At 28.7% G+C, this 23,065-nt stretch carries 22 protein-coding genes; 11 read left to right on the top strand and 11 right to left on the bottom strand.

Annotation, left to right across the window (positions count from 1 at the left end):
• Positions 1 to 58: 58 nt before the first annotated feature.
• The 4 genes from BR69_RS0118360 to BR69_RS0118345 form a co-directional block, all read right to left on the bottom strand.
• Complete coding sequence (locus tag BR69_RS0118360) at positions 59 to 463, bottom strand: hypothetical protein (RefSeq protein WP_027634514.1); 405 nt, start codon at positions 461 to 463, stop codon at positions 59 to 61.
• Positions 464 to 528: 65 nt separating this feature from the next.
• Positions 529 to 1,419: an RNA methyltransferase gene (locus BR69_RS0118355; protein ID WP_027634513.1), complete on the bottom strand. Its 891-nt coding sequence runs from the start codon at positions 1,417 to 1,419 to the stop codon at positions 529 to 531.
• Positions 1,420 to 1,721: 302 nt separating this feature from the next.
• Positions 1,722 to 3,302, bottom strand: a complete 1,581-nt coding sequence (locus BR69_RS0118350; protein WP_027634512.1) for an ATP-binding cassette domain-containing protein — start codon at positions 3,300 to 3,302, stop codon at positions 1,722 to 1,724.
• Complete coding sequence (locus BR69_RS0118345) at positions 3,303 to 4,877, bottom strand: ATP-binding cassette domain-containing protein (RefSeq protein ID WP_027634511.1); 1,575 nt, start codon at positions 4,875 to 4,877, stop codon at positions 3,303 to 3,305.
• Positions 4,878 to 5,300: 423 nt separating this feature from the next.
• Here BR69_RS0118345 and BR69_RS0118340 point away from each other — a divergent pair, with 423 nt between their 5' ends.
• Together BR69_RS0118340 and BR69_RS0118335 are read left to right on the top strand one after the other, a co-directional pair.
• Positions 5,301 to 5,801: an RNA polymerase sigma factor gene (locus BR69_RS0118340; protein ID WP_027634510.1), complete on the top strand. Its 501-nt coding sequence runs from the start codon at positions 5,301 to 5,303 to the stop codon at positions 5,799 to 5,801.
• Between the two features lie 13 nt (positions 5,802 to 5,814).
• On the top strand, positions 5,815 to 7,332 hold the full coding sequence (locus tag BR69_RS0118335; RefSeq protein ID WP_027634509.1) for a DUF4179 domain-containing protein: 1,518 nt from the start codon (positions 5,815 to 5,817) through the stop codon (positions 7,330 to 7,332).
• Positions 7,333 to 7,565: 233 nt separating this feature from the next.
• Here BR69_RS0118335 and BR69_RS20850 read toward each other — a convergent pair whose 3' ends face one another.
• The gene (locus BR69_RS20850) at positions 7,566 to 7,934 is read right to left on the bottom strand and encodes a hypothetical protein (protein WP_051623680.1); all 369 of its coding nucleotides are present in this window, start codon (positions 7,932 to 7,934) and stop codon (positions 7,566 to 7,568) included.
• A gap of 1,231 nt (positions 7,935 to 9,165) precedes the next feature.
• Between BR69_RS20850 and BR69_RS0118325 the strand changes: the two genes are divergently transcribed.
• The 3 genes from BR69_RS0118325 to BR69_RS0118315 all read left to right on the top strand — a co-directional run bounded on the left by BR69_RS0118325 (position 9,166) and on the right by BR69_RS0118315 (position 12,654).
• Positions 9,166 to 11,073: an endonuclease MutS2 gene (locus tag BR69_RS0118325; RefSeq protein WP_027634508.1), complete on the top strand. Its 1,908-nt coding sequence runs from the start codon at positions 9,166 to 9,168 to the stop codon at positions 11,071 to 11,073.
• Positions 11,074 to 11,393: 320 nt separating this feature from the next.
• Complete coding sequence (locus BR69_RS0118320) at positions 11,394 to 11,726, top strand: PadR family transcriptional regulator (protein ID WP_027634507.1); 333 nt, start codon at positions 11,394 to 11,396, stop codon at positions 11,724 to 11,726.
• A 4-nt stretch (positions 11,727 to 11,730) separates the two neighbouring features.
• Positions 11,731 to 12,654, top strand: a complete 924-nt coding sequence (locus BR69_RS0118315; RefSeq protein ID WP_027634506.1) for a permease prefix domain 1-containing protein — start codon at positions 11,731 to 11,733, stop codon at positions 12,652 to 12,654.
• Between the two features lie 256 nt (positions 12,655 to 12,910).
• On the opposite strand, the gene BR69_RS0118310 is transcribed toward BR69_RS0118315, so the two are convergent.
• The 3 genes from BR69_RS0118310 to BR69_RS0118300 are packed head-to-tail and all read right to left on the bottom strand — an operon-like array spanning position 12,911 to position 15,518.
• Complete coding sequence (locus tag BR69_RS0118310) at positions 12,911 to 14,800, bottom strand: DUF4153 domain-containing protein (RefSeq protein ID WP_027634505.1); 1,890 nt, start codon at positions 14,798 to 14,800, stop codon at positions 12,911 to 12,913.
• A gap of 2 nt (positions 14,801 to 14,802) precedes the next feature.
• Positions 14,803 to 15,009, bottom strand: coding sequence for a helix-turn-helix domain-containing protein (locus BR69_RS0118305; protein WP_027634504.1), 207 nt, complete (start codon positions 15,007 to 15,009; stop codon positions 14,803 to 14,805).
• Between the two features lie 14 nt (positions 15,010 to 15,023).
• Positions 15,024 to 15,518 carry a DUF2975 domain-containing protein gene (locus BR69_RS0118300; RefSeq protein ID WP_027634503.1) on the bottom strand — a complete coding sequence of 165 codons (495 nt, stop codon included), beginning with the start codon at positions 15,516 to 15,518 and terminating at the stop codon, positions 15,024 to 15,026.
• Positions 15,519 to 15,913: 395 nt separating this feature from the next.
• On the opposite strand from BR69_RS0118300, the gene BR69_RS0118295 reads away from it, so the two are divergent.
• The 6 genes from BR69_RS0118295 (at position 15,914) to BR69_RS0118270 (ending at position 20,881) form a co-directional block, all read left to right on the top strand.
• A complete protein-coding gene (locus BR69_RS0118295; RefSeq protein WP_242840718.1) occupies positions 15,914 to 16,675 on the top strand; it encodes a VCBS repeat-containing protein in 762 nt (253 codons plus the stop codon).
• Positions 16,676 to 16,934: 259 nt separating this feature from the next.
• Positions 16,935 to 17,273 (top strand): P-II family nitrogen regulator, encoded by a 339-nt coding sequence (locus BR69_RS0118290; RefSeq protein ID WP_027634501.1) that lies wholly within the window; start codon positions 16,935 to 16,937, stop codon positions 17,271 to 17,273.
• 22 nt (positions 17,274 to 17,295) lie between these two features.
• A complete protein-coding gene (locus BR69_RS0118285) occupies positions 17,296 to 18,498 on the top strand; it encodes a cation:proton antiporter (RefSeq protein WP_027634500.1) in 1,203 nt (400 codons plus the stop codon).
• Positions 18,499 to 19,060: 562 nt separating this feature from the next.
• Entirely contained in the window at positions 19,061 to 19,558 is a 498-nt protein-coding gene (locus BR69_RS0118280; RefSeq protein ID WP_027634499.1) for a GNAT family N-acetyltransferase, read from the top strand.
• Between the two features lie 6 nt (positions 19,559 to 19,564).
• Positions 19,565 to 19,909 (top strand): hypothetical protein, encoded by a 345-nt coding sequence (locus tag BR69_RS0118275; RefSeq protein WP_027634498.1) that lies wholly within the window; start codon positions 19,565 to 19,567, stop codon positions 19,907 to 19,909.
• Positions 19,910 to 20,011: 102 nt separating this feature from the next.
• The gene (locus BR69_RS0118270; RefSeq protein WP_027634497.1) at positions 20,012 to 20,881 is read left to right on the top strand and encodes an AraC family transcriptional regulator; all 870 of its coding nucleotides are present in this window, start codon (positions 20,012 to 20,014) and stop codon (positions 20,879 to 20,881) included.
• Positions 20,882 to 20,937: 56 nt separating this feature from the next.
• Here BR69_RS0118270 and BR69_RS20845 read toward each other — a convergent pair whose 3' ends face one another.
• The 3 genes from BR69_RS20845 to BR69_RS0118250 all read right to left on the bottom strand — a co-directional run bounded on the left by BR69_RS20845 (position 20,938) and on the right by BR69_RS0118250 (position 22,843).
• Complete coding sequence (locus tag BR69_RS20845) at positions 20,938 to 21,147, bottom strand: hypothetical protein (RefSeq protein WP_034850115.1); 210 nt, start codon at positions 21,145 to 21,147, stop codon at positions 20,938 to 20,940.
• A 191-nt stretch (positions 21,148 to 21,338) separates the two neighbouring features.
• The gene (gene rd / locus BR69_RS21630; protein WP_084315574.1) at positions 21,339 to 21,503 is read right to left on the bottom strand and encodes a rubredoxin; all 165 of its coding nucleotides are present in this window, start codon (positions 21,501 to 21,503) and stop codon (positions 21,339 to 21,341) included.
• 122 nt (positions 21,504 to 21,625) lie between these two features.
• Entirely contained in the window at positions 21,626 to 22,843 is a 1,218-nt protein-coding gene (locus BR69_RS0118250) for an NAD(P)/FAD-dependent oxidoreductase (protein ID WP_027634496.1), read from the bottom strand.
• Positions 22,844 to 23,065: the final 222 nt, after the last annotated feature.

Below are 23,065 nucleotides of genomic sequence, written 5' to 3'. Positions count from 1 at the left end.
ATAAGTAATAAAGCTATACATGACTTAGGTCTGTATAGCTTTTATATTTTGAAAGTAATTAAACATTAGGATGTTTTTCTGGAAACATAATACGGAATAGGTAGAATATATCTGGTTTTGATTTAAAGTCAACTCTACTTTCAGTTGAGTTATCAAGTTCAGCAATGCAATAGAACTTTTCTTTGGTTTTAGCTATTTCATCCCTAATATCTGAAAAGTCTTGTCCCTCATCATTATCGTTAAAATAAAATTTAAGGGAGGTATTGTTTAAGATTACCTCTTCTTTTTTAGATAGTAATAGGTTATACCTATCTCCACCAGGCTCAATACTTTTTAGGATTTCAATTTTTATCTTACCATTGTCTGAGGTGCCTATATATTTTTTAGGAGAGAATAAGGCTGTGATGAAAATAGCTATAATAAGTACTAAAATAAGAGATTTAAAGGGGGAGCTTTTAACCATAAATATAACTTTTTTAATAATAAACATCTCCTTTTTAAAGTTATGTAATATTTATTCCCTATAAATTAAGCTCTATTTAGTAATAATTCTTTGTTTTTTAAGGTTGCCTCATAGAGTACAATAGTAGCAGCTATTCCTACATTTAAAGAGTCACAGTAACCAAGCATTGGTATAGATATACCAGTGTAATTTGTTTTATACCATTCCTCAGAGATTCCGTATTTTTCACTTCCTATAACAATAGCAATCCTATTTTTATAATTAAAGTCATAATAACTAAGAGGTGCATCAGTATCTGTTAACACCACATTATATTTATTATGATTTAACCATTTAATAGCTTCATCATAGCTACTTTCAATTATAGGAAGGGTAAAACAGGACCCCATACTACTTCTTATAAGTTTAGGATGATTTAGCCTAGTTTTTTTATTGGTTATTATTACTCCATCAATATCTGTAGCATCACAGGATCTTAGTATAGTGCCTACATTGCCAGGTATTTCTAATCCATCTAATATAAGTACAATACTGTTTCTTCTAGGATGTATATCATATAGAGAGTGGGTAGGCATATAACAAACAGCGGTTATTCCACTAGAGTTTCCTTTTTCACTTATGTAATCATAAGTCCTTTCTGAAACTATATAGGAGGATTCTGAAATATTAATATAATCCTCTATAAGCTTTTGTGACTCTATGGATTTTATTTTTTCGGGACAAACTATAAAGTGTTTTATTCTAAGAGAATGTGTTATACCAAGGGTTAATGCCCATATACCCTCTATAACTGCTAGCTTTTCAGGATTAGGTTTACTATTATTATTTAAGGCTATCACTTTATCTATAATAGGACTTTTTTTACTTATTAATTTAAAGTAGCTTCTATATCTTTCGTAAATCAATTTATGTTTTTCCTCTGGAGTATAGTTACTTAAATCGAAAAAGTTACTCACATAATCACTCTTTTCTATACTATAATAATTAACTGTAATAACCATATTAACTATCATTTTACATATGGAGAGAAGGATTGTCTATTATATTTCTTAACATATTATATAATTCTAAAAATATATTTATAGGGTTTATAAATTAAAATTCATTTCATACAATAGTTAAGTTATAGTATTAAACTCTATATAGGGTTTTTGATTCAAAACTTATCTTATGCACTATTTAGGAGCTAAGGTTTTAAAGAATTTAAGTCCATGCATAAGCTAAGATTCAAGCTAAAAATCCTATAATAAAGAACTTATCATTGAGCGGCTTTAAGAATTATATTTCTACCCATCCATCCACTATCATGGGTTATTACAATAAGAGTGGAATCTATGGAATTAAAATACTCTTTAACCTTTTCTCTAGTTGTATAATCTAAAGCGGTATCAGGCTCATCTAATATTATTAAAGAGGCTTTAGACACCATGGCATGAGCTAAAGAGATCTTTTGTCTTTGACCACCTGATAGTAAATTTCCATTATAGCCGGTTTTCTTATCTTTTATTTCATTTAGGGATAGTATATTCATAACTTCCTTAGTCTTATATTTTAAATCTTCATGGGCTAGGTATAGTATGTTTTCTTCTACAGTTTTATCTAATATAAATGGGAATTGAGAGGTTATAATAATTTCACTTCTTAAGGAAGCTAGATTGATATTTTTAATAGGAATATTATTTAATAGGATTTCTCCTTGAAAGTCTTTATATATGGCAGTAAGAAGTTTAGATAATGTAGACTTACCACTACCATTTTCTCCTTGAAGAATTATCCTCTCACCCTTAAATATAGAAAGGTTAAGATTTTTAAAAACTTCTTTATTACTGTAGGAGAAGGATAAATCTTTTATTTCTAAGGAGTTTATGGTAGTTAAAAATGTGTTACCACCTTCCTCATTTTTAGTAAGCTCTATCATCCTATCTAAATATATATGAAATTTTATAAAATATTGTACTATATCATTTAAGTAATAGGTATTGTCTTTAAGCACCATGGAAAAGCCAAGGAATTTTATAACATCAGGTATAGTCAGCATATTCTTAGATACCATATAGCTTCCTATAAAATATATAGTTATAGTACAAGCTGTTTTATAATATTCTTTTATTTCTCTTAGAGCTTTTTCTGTGGTTAGTTTTTTAGAAAGAAATTTATAATAACTCTTAAAGGCTTTTTTAAAGCTTTCTATTACTTCATTTTTTATATCTTGACTTTGAATAAAGAGAATATTGTCTACCATAGATTTCTCTTCTCCAGATATTTCAGAAAGATGGTCATTATCTTCTCTATTAAGTTTTCTTATTTTACTCATAAGAAAAAAGTCAAGAAGTATGGGAGTAGTACTTAAAAGCAAACATATTATAGAAAAAATCATATTTATCTTTATCATAAACCCTAAGGTTATAAATATTATGGTTAGATATACTAAAGAATAGCTTATTAAAAAATGTATATTGAATCTATAATTTATAGGATCCATCTCTAATCTATAAATTAAGTCACCTTTTTCATACTTATCTATTAAGGTTTTATCATTTCTTAAAAAGTTTTTAAAAGTAAATCTATCAATTGCTACACCATTTTTCATCATATATTTAACTTCTACCATTCTTAAGGAGGGAATTAATATTAAGGATAAAATTGTAGCTAAGACTATTTTCAGTGCATCCTCCTTTAAAGCGGAGATGTCCCTAGATAAAATCATATTAGCCACATTTCCTGTTACTAGAACTATATATATGGTAAGAAGCTGTTTGGTAAGTTCATAAATTATTGTGGATATAATATTCATTTTAAGTTTTTTTGTTGTGGTCAATACAAAGTTTCTTTTATCCATTTAAATCACCTCTTTTAGGGTGGTAAGATTTAATTCCTTATGGAATAATTCTTTTATATTAGGGTCATGGGTGATGACTATTAGAGTTTTATTAAGTTCTTTAATTAAAAGTTTTAGCTCCTCTATAGAAGACTTATCTAAATAGTTTGTGGGTTCATCCATAATAATAAAATCGCTATCTTTAATCATAGCTCTTATTAGGGATAATTTTTGTCTTTGGCCACCTGAGAGATGATTACAAGAAACCTTATTCATATCATCATCTGTAAGTGATAGTTTATCCATAAATAGCTTTATATCCTTAGGACTCTTGTTAAATAAAGAAGCATTTTCAAGGGGAGTACCCAAAAGGAAGAATTGATTTTGGGATATAAGAGAAATCTTCTTTCTTAAAGTACCTTTATTTATTTCATTTATAGGAGTATTATTTATTAGAATTTCTCCAGTAAAGTTTTCATATACCCCTAAAAGAAGCTTTAGTATAGTAGATTTACCACTGCCATTCTCTCCTTGGATAATAAGTTTATCTCCTTTATCTACCTTAAAGGAAATTTTATTAAGGCAGGGTTTATTTTCATAAGAGAAACTAACATTTTTGAATTCTATGGATTCTAATGATGGTATAGGAAATCCTTTAGATTCCTTCTCATGGGAGAAAACCTCTTCTATTCTTTTTAAGGATATAAAAGCATTTTGAAAATTTTTATACTCATTAAAGATATTACTTATATTAGATATAAGATATTTACCAAGAAACACCCATTGAACTCCATGGCTTAAGGATATAGCATCCTTAAGTATGAAATAAGTTATAAAGCCATATAGTGTAATCTTAGCAACATTAGAAAAACCATCACCAAGAGAGCCTTCTACTATACCAGCCTTTTCAAGATCATATCCTAGAGATTCCATTTTATTAAAGCTATCATCAGCTTTATCATAGAAATAATCATATTTTCCATGAAGTTTCAAAAACTCATAGCCCTCTATAGAAGAATTTACAGTATCTCTAAGATTCTCTTCTAAGGATGAATACTCCTCATAATAGTTATGAAACTTACCCTTAAATATCATAGGTGGAATTATAAGAAGTAGAGAAACAAAAACATTTATTAGAGCTAATGTAATATTTATTGAGGAGAGGTATAAAAAATAAGTTAGTGCTCCTAAGGTTGAGGCTATAACCACCACAAAACTATTACAAAAGCCATTGATAAATTTATCAGCATCTTTATCTAATCTATTAGCTATTTCTCCAAAGGTTCTTTTTTCAAGAACTACATATGGCGTATTCATAAGAGCTTTATAAATATAAAGCTTTATACTTTCTTTAGATCTCTGCTTGCTTAGTTCTAGTGACTTATTTACTAGAAAGGATAATAGAGAATAGAAAGCTAGTACAAGAAGTATTAAACACCCGTTTTTAAGAAGGGATAGACTCTCTCCTTCAGTAGCCATATGAAAAAGCTTTGCTAGTTTATCTCCAATAAATATATCAACAAAGGTTTTTCCATAAATCCATAGTATAGAAAGTAAAATAACAAATTTATAGGTTTTATAAAAAGTTTTTTTCATTGTTTCCTCCAGTATAAACTTAATTTAAGGAGGATAAAGACAACTAATTATTAATAGTCACTGTCCTCCAGCAAAAATAAATTTTCAAATAGTGAATATAACATTCTATTCTCCTCCTTTCTTTAAAATCATTTAAATTATATTTTAATATATTTAGGGAGTTATAACAATATATAGTAAAATTGTTAATAGAAGTTCAGGTTAGAATTTTAATTTATTACCTTATAAAAATTTTATATTAAATACATTGATTTAGAATAATGAAATAACTTTAGGGGTACGTATACTTAGTATTAATTATTAGTTAAATTATGGTCTTGAAATAAAAATAAGATAAGATTTATTAAAATTTACATATTTAGAGAACCGAAAATAAAATATTAATATCTAATGGGTGAAATACAAAATAGGGGGGACATAAACTTGGATATAAGCCTTTTAGTAAAAAGGGCTCAGAAGGGGAATAAGGAAGCCTTCTCAGACCTTATTAAAAATACTAGAAATGATATGTTTAAAGTGGCTATGGGAATACTTAAAAATGAAGAGGATGCCTTAGATGCTATACAAGATACTATACTAGATTCCTATAAAAACATAGAAAAACTTAGTAGTTCAAAATATTTTAAAACTTGGATAATTAAAATCCTTATAAACAACAGTATAAAAATTCTTAGAAAGACTGAGAAATATGTTAAGAATGAGGAGCTTTATATAAACTATAAGGAAGAAGGCTTTAGTGAAATTGAACTTATGGATATAATAGACAAGCTACCCAAGGAACTTAAGGATTTAGTTAAGGCTTATTACTTTGAAGATTCATCAATAAAAGAGATATCAAGTGAATTTAATATTCCAGAAGGTACAGTAAAGTCCAGGCTTTCAAGATCTAGAACATTTCTTAAGAATATTCTTAAGGCTAATTAAAGGAGGGATAGGTATGAAGAATAGATCATTAGAAGATAAGCTTAATGTAGCCTTAAATTCTCTAAATCATATAGAAATAAGTGATAGTGCTTTAAACAAAATAGATGAGATGCTTCAGGGACTACCTCCAAAGGGAAAGGTTAAACCCTCAAAACGAAGGCTTAAGAGTTCACTAGTTGCAGCAGGGGTTACTATGGGGTTATTAGGAGGTTTTTGCATAACATTTCCTACCTATGCAAGTAACGTACCTATATTAAATAAAATTGTAGGAGAAAAGTCTATTTTTGGATGGGATTTTGGAAGACCTTCTCAAGATTTTAGTGATGACTTAAAGGATTATTCAATCTATATAGGGGAGACAAGAGAAAATAATGGGCTTAAGGTCACCATAGAGGAGCTGCTCTTTGATGGAAAAGAAATGTATTTAGCTTATTCCGTAGAAGGGGAAGCTATAAAAGGTATAGAGGATTTATTTAAAGATATAGAAAAATATCCAATGCCTGTTAGGTTTGACTTTAATATAAATGGAGAAAGACCTCAGGGAATATCATGGGGGATAGAAGGTAAGAAAATAAAAGATGATAAGATTATGTGTATAAGTAATATTACTCTTGGAGAAGAGACAAAAGAAATTAAGGAGATATATGATATTAATTTTAAAATAAACTCCTTTGCAGATATAAATGGACAGTGGGACTTTAAATTTAGAATTAGTGGAGATGCAATAAATAAAAAGATAAGAACTTACAAAGGGGAAAAAGATAAATTTAGGGTACGAGGGGGAGAGGGATACGTGAATAATGTGGTATCAACTCCTGTGAAAACTTATGTGGAGATAGTAGAGGAAATAGGTAAAGGTAGAACCATAGAGCTTTTAGCATTTAATAGCTCCTATATATCTTTAATAGACCATAACAATGAAGTGATTAATGGAAGTAATAATAGAATGCTTGCTCATAACTCAGATGAGAAATATTTTCTTCAATATATGTTTGAGGCACTAAATCCTGAGCACAAGGTTAATTTAAAAGGGGCTGTGCTTAAAGAACACATAGAAAAAGTAAATGAAGGTATACAAGGTAAGCAAGGGGATGAGGAGTATACAAAACTTAAAAGTGATGTATACAAAAATGTATTAGAGGAAATTCAAAATAAAAAGACTATAAAATTAAGTAATATTAAGGGTGAGTTTTTAGAAAGTAAAGACTTTGGAACAATAAAGTTAAAATCTATAAGTAACTCTAAAGAAAACCTTGATAATGGTTATAAAAGTGATTACCATAGTATAGAAATGGATTTAGAAATAAGTGGACCAATGAAGGAGGCTTTAGCATTTGAAGGTATGTATGTGTATAATAAAAAATCTAATAGTTATTCTAAGATAACTGGAGCAAAGGGGAAAGCCATTATAATTAATGAAATTAAGGGTGAAAAGTTAAATGTGGAGGACTTAGAGGTGATTCTTATAGATCTTAATGAAATATATGATATGCCAAAGGAGCTTAATAAAGAAATAAACTTTAGTTCTTAATAAAAGTATAAGATTTAAGTTAATATACCCTAAGACAGGGGAGAAATATAAAAGAATATAAAAAAGAGCTATTACATTAGTTGTCATTATTTATCCTAGTATATTAGGAAAATTAACACTTTAATAGCTCTTTATAAGGTTTAATTCAGATTAAAAGTGGTCTTTTGGGTAGTAATAATCTACATAAAATAGATACTTATTAAAACTTAGAAAAATTTATTGTGATTAGTTCTTTAGAAGATAAAGCTAGCTAGGATTGAAATAAGCCCTCCAATAACGAAGGCTGCCATGCTTAGGCTGATACTTAGGGTAGTTTTAAGGGAGGCTCTACTTTTTTCTCTTTTAGATACTTCAAGATTTGCATTTGCAACATATTGAGAGTTCATTTGACCTAAAGATTGAAGGGATAATCCCATAGGATTTCCACCAAGTGAAGATAGTACCCCTATAACAACTAGTATCATGCCTTCAACAAATAAAACATCATTAAAGTTGTATTTAGTGAAATTCACAATTAAAAGTGCGAGAATAACTAAGATAATAAACCATAGCAGTCCAAAGAGGCCACATTTCAGTAATCTTTTAACTATACTATTATACATAATTGATACCTCCATTTTATTTATAGTATAGGGATTAATCATAGTATTCTACTTATTAAATATTGTATATTATAGAATAAGTTCATTATGAATGGATGGATTTTAGGAGTAAAATAAAGTAGTAACCTAAGAGAAGTTTTTTATAGTTTGAATTCATTTTACAATATTATACAAACAATTCAATAAAATGGAGAGAGGGTAACGGAATATATAAGTATATTAATTTAGTTAATGACTTATATATTATATATGGGAGTGTGTTTACATAAAATATAGGTTTATGATAAACTTTTAAAGTATTTACTATCCTTATTATATCTTATTGTGGAAATGAATAAAGTTGTCCACAGGTTTTAAAGTTTTTTATTAGAAAAAATTTAAAAGCTGTGGATAGAATCTTGGAATTGGAACAATTTAATCGCCAATGTGGTGGTTGCTAGTATAGAGTTATTAATTACTTCAAAGATATTTAATTCAGATAAATATGTAATAATGGGAAAAGAGTAAGAAAACATATATTTACAATAATATGATACTATGATAAGATTACATTAAATAGGTTTGAAAATATAAAGAAGAGGTGGCTTATGAGCGTGGTATTTAACTAGACCAAATTTAATAGAGTAAATTCTTATAAAAAGGTATTTAATATACCTCTATTTGTCATGGGGATTTATTCATTAGTCTATGAAGATACCAGATATGCTTATATTACCTCCTATGTAGAGGGTGTTTTTCTAATACCCTAAATAAGGCTTTTTTAGTGAGGAATTTTAAGCTGTGGAAACATTAAAGGTATCCACAGCTTTTTTATGCGATTTTTTATAGGACAGTGATTTTTACTAAAAGTTAAGAATTACTGTCTAGGTAAAATAATAATTAAGCATTAGGAAGAATTAATTTTCTTAAGAAAAAGCAAGGAAATATCATCTTAGTTTGGAGGATTACATTTTCAAGCCTATTTTAATAATTTAATAGTTATAGGAAGATTAAATTCATTATATCTATTAAAAGATTTTATATGATGACTAGCAGAGTTACCTCCCCATCCTCTTTAAAGTGGGGATAAGAGCTGTATGTCCCTATATAAGTTATTCTAAGATTTAGGTGAAGTGAGGCATTCCCTTAATTAAACTCCATCTAAACTTAAGAACCATTTGATATTGGTATCTTCATGATTTTAGTTATACAAAAATTAAGTAAAATTTAAATTATGAAGGAGAATCTTTAAATGAATATAGATACTTTTAATAAATTACAATATGAAGATTTAAAAGAATTAGTAAAACAATACTGTGTTAGTGGACTTGGAAAAGATCTTATAGATAAACTAAATCCAAGTAGTGATATAAATGTAGTAAATAAAAGACTTATGGAAACTACTGAGGGTAGAAACATTCTTGATGCATACTCCCATGTACCTTTAGAAGGAGTATTTAACTTAAATCCAATTATAGAGAAACTTAAAAAGGATATTATTTTAAATCCTAGTGATCTTGAAACTTTAAGTAATTTCTTAAGGGGATGTAGGACTATAAAAAGGTTTATGAAGGATAAGGAAAGCTATGCACCTAACCTTAGTAGTTATAGTAATTCTATAACAGAGCTTTTATTTATAGAAGATGAAATAAATAGGTGTATAAGAGGAAATAGGGTAGATTCACAAGCTACTAAAGCTCTTCAGAAGATTAGAAGAAACATTGATATTGTAGAGGGAAAAATTAAAGATAAATTAAACAAGTTCTTAAATTCATCTGAAAATAAAAAATATATACAAGAATTTTTTATAAGTAAGAGAAATGATAGGTATGTGATTCCGGTAAAGTCATCCTATAAACATCAGGTGGATGGAGTTGTGATTGAAGCTTCATCTAAGGGGTCATCAGTGTTTATTGAACCTCAAGGAGTAGCAGTTCTTAACGTAGAGCTAGCTACATTAAAGGCAGAAGAGAAGGAAGAGGAATATCAAATCCTATGTCATTTAACCTCTATTGCTTATGATAACCTTAAAGTCATAAGTATAAATGTAGAAACTGTAGCACAATATGATATGGTATTTGCTAAGGCTAAATACAGTAAAGCCATAGATGGAATATGTCCTAAGATAAATTGCAATGGATATATAAATATAATTAAGGGAAGGCATCCACTTCTTAAAGGGGAGGTAGTACCTTTAGACTTTAAGATAGGAGAAGATTATAGAACCCTTGTAATAACAGGACCTAATGCAGGAGGAAAAACAGTAGTTTTAAAGACCTTAGGACTTTTAACCCTTGCAGCTCAAAGTGGGTTTCATGTAAACGCAGTTAGTGGTACAGAGCTATCGGTATTTAAAAAGGTATTTGTGGATATAGGAGATAATCAAAGTATAGAAAACTCATTAAGTACATTTTCATCTCATGTTAAGAATATAGGTGATATTATGAAGGCTTCTAATAATTCTACCTTACTTTTATTTGATGAAATAGGTAGTGGTACAGAACCTAATGAGGGAGCGGCACTTGCCATAGCTATACTAGAGGAGTTTTATCATATGGGATGTATAACTATTGCATCAACCCACTATGGAGAGATTAAAGAATTTGCAGAAAGCCATGAAGAATTTATAAATGCTTCTATGACATTTAATAAAGATACATTAGAGCCTTTATATAAGCTTGTAATAGGAGAAGCTGGAGAGAGTAATGCTTTATTTATCTCAAGAAAGATGGGAATTAGGGAAAGAGTAATCTTAAAAGCTAAGAATTATCTTGAGACTAAAGACTATAATACTGAATTAGTTAAAAGAAGTAAGATAAATATAAATAAAGATGAGAGTACTACTCTGAAAGAAGAAGAAAAATATTATAGCTATAAAGTTGGGGATAAGGTGAAGGTATTAGACCATAATGATTATGGAATAGTATATGAAGAAATAGATAGCCTTAATAACCTAAAGATATTTTTTAGAGGCACAGTTATTACTGTTAATTATAAAAGATTAAAGTTAGAGATAAAAGGAGAAGACCTTTATCCAGAAGGCTATGATATAACAACTATGTTTACATCCTATAAGGAGAGAAAACTTGAGAGGGATCTTGAAAGAGGATCAAAAAAGGCTCTAAAGAAAATAAGAAAGGAAATAAAGAATAAGAATTAATATCTTTAAAGTGATAAAACTATTTTAGAAATATTAGATTTTTATTATAAACTACAATATAAGTAATTATATAAAAGAGTGGCTTTTGAGGCCACTCTTTATTTTACGTAAACTATATGATAAATCAAATTTTCTTAATAGGTTCGAAGTCAAAATCAAAAGTTTATAAGGCCTAAATTAGAAATATATATATTCAGATTTATATTTTTATAGGAAAGTTATAGAATTAAGATTTAAATAAATTTAGAAAGTATTTTTTATTATTAGGTACATTGCATTATTAAGTACTGTATGTTAATATGTTCATAGGAGGGGAAAATATGGAAGTTAATAAAGAGGTCCTTAAAGGTTATATAGATACCATACTTATGAGTTTAATAGAGACAGGACCAATGTATGGGTATGAAATAGCTAAAAGTGTAAGAGGAATAAGTGAAGAAACTTTTGAATTAAAAGAGGGAACCTTATATTTATCATTAAAAAGATTAGAGAAAAATGGTTATGTAACCTCCTACTGGCATGATGGAGAAAGTGGAGGGGGAAGAAGAAAATATTATTCAGTTACTGAAGAAGGAAAGATCTATATACAAAACAAAAGAAAAGAATGGAGTTTTATGAAGGGATTAATAGATAAATTTTTAGGGGGGGTATAATCCTATGGGGAAGGAATATATCATAAGTAATAAAGGTATAAAAGAGGTTAAAGATTATGTAGACAAGCTAACTTATAAGTTAGATGAAAGTTCTAAAGCGGTTGTGGATTTTAAGGAAGAAATACTTTTTAATCTTACTATGAGCATAAATGATCTTATAGAAATAGGGTACAAGGAAGAGGATGCAATAAGCACAGCTATAGATAGGTTTGGTGAGACAGAAGTTCTTAAGGAAGAAATAAATAGATTATATAAGAGAAAGAAAAATGTAGGCAAAAACATATTATTAATGGCTTTAATATCTCTAAGCATATCTGTTTTACTTATTACTATTGGAATAATACATGATAGAGGAAGCTTTAAGTTTTATAAAACTGTAGATAAGGCAATTAGGGCTAGTGAGTTAACTTTAGAAAATCCTATTACTGAAGAGTTAAAAGAAGAAGTTAACAATATAGTAAATAGTAACATTCATGTTAAAGGGGCGGCTATATACAATTCAAAGGTAGAGAGATATGAAAATGGAGTAATGTCATTTGGTGGCTTTGAACCTTTTAGAAAAGGCATTGAATTTGATTATAATTATATATATCCTTTAAATGAAGAAACTAAGGACTCTAGATACTTTAAGGATAATTTAGGAATAGTATTTGATGAAATAACAAATCATTACTCTAATCAGATAGAAGATTCTGATCAGGTTATTGATATTATTTTTAGGGAAAAGAAATTTACAATTAAATATTACATGTTATGTGCTATTTTATTTATAGTGTTTTGGTGTCTATTTGGGGTTTGGGCGGCTGTTAACATATTTTATGAGGAAAGAAATAAAGCTTGGATAATATCTGTATTTTTTACTAATGTTATTGGATATGGTATCTATAAAATTTATTATAAGGATAAAAAAGAATTAACATTTAATTAGAGGATTTAGGATTATTGACAAGAATATTTGCTTAGAGTATTTAGAATTAGTGATAAAAGTATTTATATGTTAAAAGTTTAAGGAAGTGCCTACATGGGCACTTCCTTAATTTAAAATTAACCTTTATCTAATGGCTATAAATTTTAACACCACCATCCACGTGTAAGGTGGGGGATAACAGTTGCTATTTCCATAGATTAATTTATCTAACCTTAAGGTGGTTGAAGGAGCACCACCTTAAGGAAGATCAGTTCTATTAATCTAAGGTTCTAGATTTTGATTCATAATAATTAGTCTCATACCATTTAGAGCTAGTATCTATTTTATTGTTACTCTTCCAGGTAGTATAGATATCATAGTCTATTATCTTTTCATCATATGCTTTCTTTATTGGGTCCATGGCATCATAGGATAACTCTGATAAGTACCATAAATCGCCATTGCCACTTTTAGAATAAATTTCGATATTTTTTGAGGCTATAAACTTGTCCATATTAAAGAAGTTTATTCCTAGATAGAACACTAAACCTAGGGAGAATACAAATTTTATAATATTAAAGCTTTTCCATATATAAACTAAAAGCATAACTAAGGAAATGGCTAAAAATATTAGGAATATAGATACCAATACCCTAAGTCTTGTGTAAGCAAAGACATCAATATATAGATTCATTTTATATAAGGCTGAAAATAACATATTAAAGGTTAATAAAGTTATAATAGATAAAAGAGAATTTAAAATTTTACTATGATTCTCCATGGTAAACATAGTTCTTACTTTAATTATAAATATACCTAAAACATTTATTAAGGCTATAAAAGCTAGATGGAAAAAGCCTTCTCTTGCATATTCAGCGTAGGATAACCCTCCAGGAATAGATTCATGATTTCCTCCATATAGGTAAGTAAGTTGAACTATAGTAAAAGTAATATATAAAAGTGTAACAATTAAACATATTGTAATTAAGGTTACAGGATGAAAAGTCTTTTTCTTCTTTCTATTATTATAGGATAAATTTTTATATCTAAGGCTCCAAGTAAGTCCAAAGATATAGAGAGAAGATAAAACTAAGGCAATTATTTTATACAGGTTAGACATATCTCTATTACTAAATATATCTGTTATATTTTTTAAATAGAAAGCAAAAACAGAGTCTGCTGAGGTTAATAAGAGAGTAAGAATAAATACAACAGGTATAGATATAATTAACCCATTTTTTATATTATTTATATTTGAAGAGGGCTTATTCTTAAAAGAATTTTTACCTAAACTAAATATAAGTTTAGGAAGTTTTAAAGAACTTGAAAAACTCTCTCTAAATACCTTTATCCTAAATACTTTTAATACCATGGAAGGATTATCCCATATATTCTTATAAGTTAAAGTAATTAATGACAATGCAGTGAGTAGAGGAAGTAGTATATGATTAATACCTCGGAGTACAGGGTTTGTATATATTCCAAAGGTTATAGATAACAAAATAGATAATATAGTAATAAATACACCTATGATATTTTTTGAAATTATAGGATTAATTGTAAGTGAATAATATAAAATAATCATAAGGGTAAATAGTGAATAAGATACTCCGCTATAACTAAAAGCAAAATCTTTATAGAAGAAACCTAGAATTATAGCTCCTATTATGGATAAAACCTTTTTATTAAGGGATACATTATTATCTACCTTTTTCTGTAGGAGATCCATTTCATATTCTTTAAAATATTTCTTATCAAATGAATTATTAAAAAGTTCTTCTTTTAATTCCTCTATAGCACTAGAGGTATAATCCTCTTTTATACACTCTTTAACTATGCCTTCTAAAGCATCAAGAGATCTAAAGGGTAAGGACTTAACTAAAGATAAATTATCAAAACCATTTAAGTCATCTAATTTGGAACTAGAATAATCTAAAAGGTAGTGAGGATACTGAGCTCCATTAGAGCTAAAGTTTTGAGGAGAAGTATATCTTAAGATTTTACTAGGTAAGGTATTAAACTTCTTATTTAAGAAGTTTAATACCTGAGTTTCCTCATCAGAGTTACTATTTAATTTAAGGCTGGGAAGTACTATTCTATTTAAAGTATCTTTACAGGTTAAAATCTTATCATCCTTAAGTATTATAAGAAAAGCTTCATTTTCCATAATTATTCATCCTCCCTATACTCTAATATGTCTCCAGGTTGACATTGAAGTACCTTGCATATGGCTTCTAAGGTAGAGAATCTTACAGCTTTTGCCTTATTATTTTTAAGCACAGATAGGTTTGCATTAGTTATACCTACCTTTTCAGCTAAGTCTTGAAGGGAAATCTTTCTTTTTGCCATCATCACATCTAAATTAACTATTATCATAAAAATATCCCTCCTTATATGGTAAATTCATTTTCTTCTTTGTATTCAACAGCTTTTTTAAATACCTTAGATAATATAAGGATAAATAACCCTGCAAATATAAAGATTATGAATTCCATGTCTGTATGAACTCCCTTAGAGTCAACATATATAAACTTAAATTCCTTAAGATCTGAGCTAAATAGAGTATTTAATATATAGCATAGAGCTATTATAAAACATTCATAGGAAATCCTACTTAGAGCTTTAACATTAGAATGAACAAAGGGATCTCCACTTTCTAAAGTGATTAAAACCTTTCTTAATCCTAATACAATTAGGAATACACAGGTTATGCCTATAATCAATAAAGATAGTATCAGTATCTTTTTTGGAGTAGATAGGATTTCAGTGCCTTCCATATAAGTGGTCTTTAGGGTAAGTATAGCAACTATAAATCCAACTATCATAGCTAAATCTAAGGATAGTTTTATTAAGGTTGATAATGACCCTTTACCATAATATTTCATTTATATCACCTCTTTAAAAATTTTATATTCTTATAAATACTTGTATATTTTATCAATATATTGAACTAACCTTATAAACAATAAGTATAGATCTTAGATTGATAGAGCTAAACTCAATTAATATAGGCGTTAATTAAGTTTAGAATTACTCTGTCAATAAAGGTTTTAGAAGTTTTTAAGACTATAGAATAAATATTACAATAAAGGTTATTAAAAAGCAATATAAATTTATTGTTTTTCAATAAACTAATACTAAAAATAAAATACAATTAGATATATAGGTTAAGATAGTAGTTAATAAAAAAGGATTTTTACCATTTTAGAGTTATATTAGGATAACATACCTGGAGTAATTACATATTATAGTAATGTAATTACTTAAAAGGAGAAATCTTATGGAATATACAAATTTAGAGGAATTTTTGGTTAGAGGAGAGGACATGCCAAAGCCTATAGTTATAGACGTGAGAATGGGAGATGTTACAGGAGACAAGGTTTATGACAGAGTAATGTTAGTTGGAAGTAAACCTTATGGAAAGAATAGTCCTTTCGTTAATAACATGTATGTAGTTGTTTTTAACTCTAAAACCAAAAAGTATATAAAAGTTCCTTTAAAGAACGATGTGGGATATAATCCAAGACTATTTTTAGGAGACTTTACAGGAGATGGAGTACTAGATATATGGGTAAGTGTGGATTCAGGAGGAAGCGGAGGATTTGCTTACTATGACCTATTTACCTACGATGGAGATGGCTTTAAGAATATATTTAACAATGATATATTTAACACAAGATCTAGATTTAAAGTAGAGTATATGGATAATTACGTAGTTAGGGTTTATGGAGGCAACAATGAAAAGAGTTATCTTATAGACATAAGGGATAAGGACCCAGAATATTTAAATGAAATATATAATTCAGATGGAACATTAAAGGCAAAGCTTTCAGGGGATGTAACACCATTAAATAGGGCATACCCTGTAGACTTTGAAAGCGATGGTGTATATGATATATATGCGATTCAAAGAATAACAGGAAGATATAATGCTGATGAAATAGGTCTTGTAAATAATGCTCTAAAGTGGGATGAAAGCTACTTCCAAGATTTCACTGAAAATGTATCTATATTCGGAAGCAATCTGGGAGAAAAGGAATAGTTAATTATAAGCCATGGTATACACTTTATGTATATCATGGCTTATAACTATTAGTTTAATTAGTTTTACTTTTAAGTCAGTTATAGATTATTAAAATTAAAGATTTTGTATAAGAAAAATAAATATATGGTGAGAAGTTAAGAAAAATAGATAGAAGGATAGTAATTCCAATATATTCAAGGGACAAGGAAGCCTAATATGGTCATATGCACCAAAATTTTACATAGCTTATGTTATCCTAAAGTAAAGGAGGTGCGTTATGGAGCTACTTATATCAGTTCTAAATGATATGAACCATGTAGAGGAAGTAATAAAATCTTTTAATGAAGTAGGAATTCATGGAGCAACAATTATTGATAGTACAGGTATGGCAGAAATACTTTCTACCATAGAGGAAGAGATTCCTATGTTTGGCTCTTTAAAGATGTTCCTAAATAAAGGGAGACATGCTAATAAGACTATTTTTACTGTACTTAAACATGAGCAAGTGGATGTGGCTATAGATACCATAAAAGATGTGGTAGGAGACCTATCAAAACCAGGAGTTGGGATAGTGTTTACTATTCCAGTTAATAGGATAGAAGGAGTTAGCCTTTAAAGAAATAAGAAGGGAGAAAAAAATGCATTCTTTATATTACTTAGGGATAGTTTTATTTACAGGTATAGTTATGGGGAAGGTTATATCTTATATAAAGCTACCTAAGGTTACAGGTTATTTAATTGGAGGGATACTAATAGGGCCTTCTCTTATGGGATTAGTTCCAGCAGCTGATGCGAGTAAATTAAATATAATATCAGAAGCTGCCTTAGGTTTTATAGCTTATAGCATAGGAAGCTCTTTAAACTTCAAAAATCTAAGAAAGGTAGGAAAAGGCATAATAACCATAACCTTATTTGAAGCTTTAACTGCAGTAGCTATGGTTAACTTTGCTATGATATTTGTATTTGGACAGCCGGTAGCTTTTAGTATTCTTATTGGATCTATAGCTGCAGCTACAGCACCAGCAGCAACTATTATGGTAATAAGACAATATAAGGCAAAAGGACCTTTAGTAGATACACTACTTCCAGTAGTAGCCATAGATGATGCGGTAGCTGTAATAGCTTTCGGTCTTTCTGTAACTGTAGCTAAGGTATTGATGGATTCTAATTCTATTATATCTATTACTACGTTGTTTTTACCATTTGGAGAAATATTAATAGCACTGATTATAGGGGTTATTATAGGATTAGTTTTATGTTTAATAGGAAGAGACTTAAGAAATGAAGATCAACTTATGAATATAACATTAGCTATAATATTTTTTACCATAGGTTTAGCTATGTATTTTAATGTTTCTCCATTACTTACATGCATGGCTTTAGGAGGAACTATAAGCAATCTATCTACAAATAACACTAAGCTTTTATCAGTGGTAGATAGATTTACACCTCCTGTATTTATAGTATTTTTTACTTTATCAGGAATAGAGTTAGATTTATCTGTATTAGGTAGTGTAGGTCTTATTGGTATTGGATATGTTGTATTTAGAATATTAGGAAAGGTATCAGGAGCCTATATAGGGTGCAAACTAGCTGGATGTCCAGAAGTTGTGCAGAAATATTTAGGATTGACTCTTATTCCCCAAGCTGGAGTTGCTATAGGATTAGCCATGGTGGTGGAGACTGCTGTGCCAGAGTATGGAGGAACAATAAGAACTATAATACTAGCAGCTACAGTGATTTATGAACTTATAGGACCGTTAATAACTAAGATTGCTATATATAAGGCTGGAGAAGCACAATCAGAAAAATCAATATCATCTAAGGCTTCTACAATATAAAATAAGAATTGAATAGTACTAATATATATTTATATCTAGGAAAAATTCTTAAGTCATATATAATGTCACAAATATTTTAAAAGGCCTATTTTAGGTAGATATAGTTTCCAAGAATATTATATCTATATAAGGAGAAAAGACACTTACTAAACAGTAAGTGTCTTTAACATCATATTTATCAGTTTTTTATTTTTCCAAGCGTACCCCGAAAAACTGCTTATATCTAGTATCGGTTTTTTATTTTGCCGAGGGCACTCCGAAAAACATCTCCTATCTTTCTTATGTAGATTATGCACGATTCCACTAAATAATGAAATATTTTTTTCTTTTGTATTTATATCATATATAGTAATATATTATTTATAATTTACTATAAATTGTTAAAATAATATAGAATCCTAGGGTAGGGATATTTGTAGATTATAAATATAACTTGGTAGATAAATAAAAGCTAATAGTTCATGAGATTATAAAGATAAAAATTCTAAAAGTTATAAATTAAATATGGAAGATAAGGTCATATTGATAAGGGAAAAGTTAATAAATAGGGGGGGAGAAAGATATGGATATAAAAATAAGAGATGTTAGGGTAGGGGATTCAGAAGAGCTTTATAATATAAGACAAATGCCAAAGGTTATGGAAAATACATTAGCTACTAAGGGAGAACCTAAGGAATTTTTAAAAAAGCGTATTGAGAATATGGGAGACAATAATTATTGGATTGTAGCAGAGGTAGAGGATAAGGTGGTAGGACTAATTTCTCTTATGGTTAATGAAAATCCAAGGAAAAATCATGTTGGATATATTGCTATAATGGTTAATAGCGATTTTCATGGTAAGGGGGTAGGTTCAGCTCTAATGGCTAAAATTATAGATATGGCAGATAATGAACTAAAGCTTAAAAGGTTAGAGCTTTCAGTGTTTAAGGAAAATGAAAGAGCCTTAAACCTTTATAAAAAGTTTGGTTTTCAAGTTGAAGGAACAGTAAGAATGTCAGCCCTTAGAAATGGAGTATATAGTGATGAATATTCTATGGGTAGAATAAGTGAAGAGGTTTAAGGATATATGAATAAAAATAAAACTAAGGTAGGAATTATTAGTTTGTTACCAGGAATAATTATGATCATTCTTATGGTAATTGCCTTTAAGAGTAGTAATATGGATTTTGGAAAACAGTTTTCAATAATGACAATAATCTTAATAAATCCATTACTTTTTATATTACAGGGAGCATTTGCAGGAGTGCTAAGAGTTAACATAATACTCACTACAATGTGTTCCATAATAGGATTCCTAGTATGCGTATTTGTATTTTTAAATAATTCTGCACTGCCTTATGTTGTATTTTATGGAGGGCTAGAGTTACTGGCATATTATTTAGTAAAAACTATGAAATATAAAAATAGCTAATCTTGAAGTAAATATTTAAAACTATCTATAGAAAGCAATATAGAACAGGATAATATTTTTGGAAAGTAATATGATTAAGTTGTAGAAGAAAGGAATGAGGATATGAATTATATTAAAGATATGAATAATGCCTTAGATTATATTGAGAAAAATATTGATAAGGACATATCCCAAGAGGAGGTAGCAAGGGTTGCTCATATTTCTAAGTTTCATTTTCTAAGGATTTTTAATATTTTAACAGGAATGACTCTTGGACAGTATATTAGGGAAAGAAGGTTGACCCTTGCAGCTAAAGAGATTATGTCCACTAATATGAAGATAATAGATATCTCATATAAGTATGGTTATGAAACTCCAGAGGCATTTACAAAAGCTTTTAAAGCCTTACATAAGGTTTCTCCTACAGAGGCAAGAAAAAAGGGTGAAATTTTAAGGGCTACTACTCCCATATCCTTTCAATTAACAGTAAAAGGAGAGAAGAGAATGGATTATAAAATTGTAAGTAAGGATAGTTTTAAGGTGGTTGGACTTTCAAGAAGGTTTAGCACAAAGAATGGAGAGAACTTCAAGGAGATACCTAAGTTTTGGGATGAGGTTAACTCAAGTGAAATAGATAATATATTAATAAATAATCAAGGGAACTTAGGGATACTTGGAATATGCACAGGATTTTGTGAGGCTAAGGATGAGATGAAATATATGATAGCGGTTCAAGGAGATGAAATTGAGGCGTTAAAGTCATATAAGGATTATGAAGTTTTTGAAATACCAAAGAGTACTTTTGCAGTATTTGAAAGTATAGGACCTATGCCTAATTCTATACAAAATACTTGGCATAAAATTTTTGCAGAATGGTTTCCTGCAACTCAATATGAGCATGCAAATGCTCCAGAGTTTGAAGCATACTTTTCAGGGGATCCTCATGGAGAGGATTATAGATGTGAGATTTGGATACCTATAATTGAGAAATAAGAAGATCTAATCAATTATTCTAAAAAGTATAATTAATTAGACCCTATTATATAGGATTAATCCAGAGAGTTTTCATCAATTTCTTTAATTTTATTAGGTGCTTTAGCATCCTTGATAACTTTATTATAGATTTTCTCTAAGAAATAAAAGGGTGGGGCAAGGAAGCCTATAATTCCTCCAAATATAGCAAAGAGTTCAGACTCTAGTGCACTACCTATAGAGAGTCCTAAAAGTCCAAGAACTATAGAAAGTAAGAGTATGTTCATAATAACCTCCATAAGCTTGTAATAAAATACATTATTAAACAATTATATCAATATAATACTATAATATGGATATTAGTATAAAGATATATTTGAGTTTCTGAGTAGTAGTTATTATGAATATAATTATAAAGGTTTATAAACTTTAAAAAGACCTTAGAGGATATTAAATTCTCTAAGGTCTTTAACACTTATTATTCTTCTACTAGTTCAAAGTCTTCTTTACCTACTCCACATAATGGACATACCCAATCATCTGGAATATCTTCAAAGCTTGTTCCAGGTTCTATTCCTGAATCAGGATCACCAACCTCTGGATCATAAATATAACCACATGGTACACATAAATATTTTTTCATTTCTCTACCTCCTAGATTATTATTATTATTATTATTATTTATTTAAAATAATTTTAAGCAGTTTAGAGTTATTTAGAATTAACTTATTCCTAATATGTTTTAATGATTTTACAATATAAACTTTAAGATTTAAGTCTATTTTTAATCTCAAGAATAAAGTTTTTAATAGATATATTCTTAAGGTTAATACCATCTAAAGATACTTCTTTTTCTATAGAAGTTTTAAAAACTTGAGAGTAAGTAACATCTCCAATGGAAATAGCACCTACTACTTTATTATTCTTAATAAAGATCTTTATATACTTATGATTTATTTCCTCTTCTATGCTATCATCATAACTTCCTTCATTAACATCACCAATAGAAAGTAAGGAAATATTAAATCCATTAAGCATGGTGATAGGAACAGCCTTTTTATATTTAATATTATTCCCTGCCATATTACTTCCAGATACCTTACCTTGATCCATAGCTTTAGTCCAAAGGCCTTCTATAGCACCTTGAAGCTCAGCTACATCACCAGCAGCATATATTCCATTAACAGAGGTCTCCATATTATCATTAACTATAATACCTTTATTCACTTTGATTTCAGTGTTTCTTATAATTTCAATATTTGGAGTTATACCTATGGAGTAAATTATGCTATCACAAGGAAGGATTTTATTTTTATTTACTGCAATTCCTTCTACTTTTTCAGAACCTAAGACTTCATCTATAGTTGTATTTAAAAATAAATTCACTCCAGATTCTTCTATTTTATTCTTTAATATAAGGGAGGCTTTTTTATCTAACTGTTTAGCCATAAGCCTATCACCTATTTCAATAATAGATACTTTTTTACCACTGGTATGTAGAGTCCAAGCGGTTTCAAGACCTTGGATACCTCCACCAATATGAACAACATTATTTCTACCCTCTAGATAAGTTCTAATATTATTTGCATCCATTATATCTCTAAGGGTAAAGACTCCCTTTTTATTGTTACCTGGTATAGGAAGACTTCTGTTATTAGCTCCTGTTGTAATTAGTAATTTATAATAAGGGATTTTTTCTCCCTCTGACGTTACTATTAAGTTATCTTTAATATCTATGCTAGAAATTCTTATATTATCAAAAACTTTTATATTATTTTCCTCATACCATTGAGGTTTTTTTAAAAGGATTTTGTCATTATTTAAATCATTCATTAAGTTTTTAGAAAGTTTTATTCTTGAATAAGGAAGGGAGGCTTCCTCTCCATATATAGATATATTACCATCCTTATCAGCATCTCTAATAGCCTTTGCAGCACTTATTGATGCAACACCACTTCCTATAATTAAGTAGTTTTTCTTCATGTTTTTACCTCATTTAACCTTGGTTAGAATTATTTTATTATATAATATTTAATATTCTTAAGTTTTTTCTAATATCCTTTATTTTTCTTAAGAAAATTCTGTTGAATTTTCATATTTCACAGAATTTTTACTATTTATCTTATCTAAAGTAAGCTCTAGGAGTATGGAATTAAGTAGAACCATTAATAGTTTCTCACATAAATGAAGAATCTATAACAGTAA

It is taken from the genome of Clostridium hydrogeniformans DSM 21757, assembly GCF_000686705.1.
Classification (GTDB): Bacteria; Bacillota; Clostridia; order Clostridiales; family Clostridiaceae; genus Clostridium_Z; species Clostridium_Z hydrogeniformans.
Note: the sequence above shows the minus strand (reverse complement) of the source record. Positions and strands in the feature narration are given on the sequence as shown.

Excerpts from the sequence above, each read along its gene's own strand:
- BR69_RS0118360 (WP_027634514.1), bottom strand. The coding sequence starts at position 463 with ATGGTTAAAAGCTCCCCCTTTAAATCTCTTATTTTAGTACTTATTATA.
- BR69_RS0118350 (WP_027634512.1), bottom strand. The coding sequence starts at position 3,302 with ATGGATAAAAGAAACTTTGTATTGACCACAACAAAAAAACTTAAAATG.
- BR69_RS0118345 (WP_027634511.1), bottom strand. The coding sequence starts at position 4,877 with ATGAAAAAAACTTTTTATAAAACCTATAAATTTGTTATTTTACTTTCT.
- BR69_RS0118335 (WP_027634509.1), top strand. The coding sequence starts at position 5,815 with ATGAAGAATAGATCATTAGAAGATAAGCTTAATGTAGCCTTAAATTCT.
- BR69_RS20850 (WP_051623680.1), bottom strand. The coding sequence starts at position 7,934 with ATGTATAATAGTATAGTTAAAAGATTACTGAAATGTGGCCTCTTTGGA.
- BR69_RS0118325 (WP_027634508.1), top strand. The coding sequence starts at position 9,166 with ATGAATATAGATACTTTTAATAAATTACAATATGAAGATTTAAAAGAA.
- BR69_RS0118320 (WP_027634507.1), top strand. The coding sequence starts at position 11,394 with ATGGAAGTTAATAAAGAGGTCCTTAAAGGTTATATAGATACCATACTT.
- BR69_RS0118315 (WP_027634506.1), top strand. The coding sequence starts at position 11,731 with ATGGGGAAGGAATATATCATAAGTAATAAAGGTATAAAAGAGGTTAAA.
- BR69_RS0118310 (WP_027634505.1), bottom strand. The coding sequence starts at position 14,800 with ATGGAAAATGAAGCTTTTCTTATAATACTTAAGGATGATAAGATTTTA.
- BR69_RS0118305 (WP_027634504.1), bottom strand. The coding sequence starts at position 15,009 with ATGATAATAGTTAATTTAGATGTGATGATGGCAAAAAGAAAGATTTCC.
- BR69_RS0118300 (WP_027634503.1), bottom strand. The coding sequence starts at position 15,518 with ATGAAATATTATGGTAAAGGGTCATTATCAACCTTAATAAAACTATCC.
- BR69_RS0118295 (WP_242840718.1), top strand. The coding sequence starts at position 15,914 with ATGGAATATACAAATTTAGAGGAATTTTTGGTTAGAGGAGAGGACATG.
- BR69_RS0118290 (WP_027634501.1), top strand. The coding sequence starts at position 16,935 with ATGGAGCTACTTATATCAGTTCTAAATGATATGAACCATGTAGAGGAA.
- BR69_RS0118285 (WP_027634500.1), top strand. The coding sequence starts at position 17,296 with ATGCATTCTTTATATTACTTAGGGATAGTTTTATTTACAGGTATAGTT.
- BR69_RS0118280 (WP_027634499.1), top strand. The coding sequence starts at position 19,061 with ATGGATATAAAAATAAGAGATGTTAGGGTAGGGGATTCAGAAGAGCTT.
- BR69_RS0118275 (WP_027634498.1), top strand. The coding sequence starts at position 19,565 with ATGAATAAAAATAAAACTAAGGTAGGAATTATTAGTTTGTTACCAGGA.
- BR69_RS0118270 (WP_027634497.1), top strand. The coding sequence starts at position 20,012 with ATGAATTATATTAAAGATATGAATAATGCCTTAGATTATATTGAGAAA.
- BR69_RS20845 (WP_034850115.1), bottom strand. The coding sequence starts at position 21,147 with ATGAACATACTCTTACTTTCTATAGTTCTTGGACTTTTAGGACTCTCT.
- rd (WP_084315574.1), bottom strand. The coding sequence starts at position 21,503 with ATGAAAAAATATTTATGTGTACCATGTGGTTATATTTATGATCCAGAG.
- BR69_RS0118250 (WP_027634496.1), bottom strand. The coding sequence starts at position 22,843 with ATGAAGAAAAACTACTTAATTATAGGAAGTGGTGTTGCATCAATAAGT.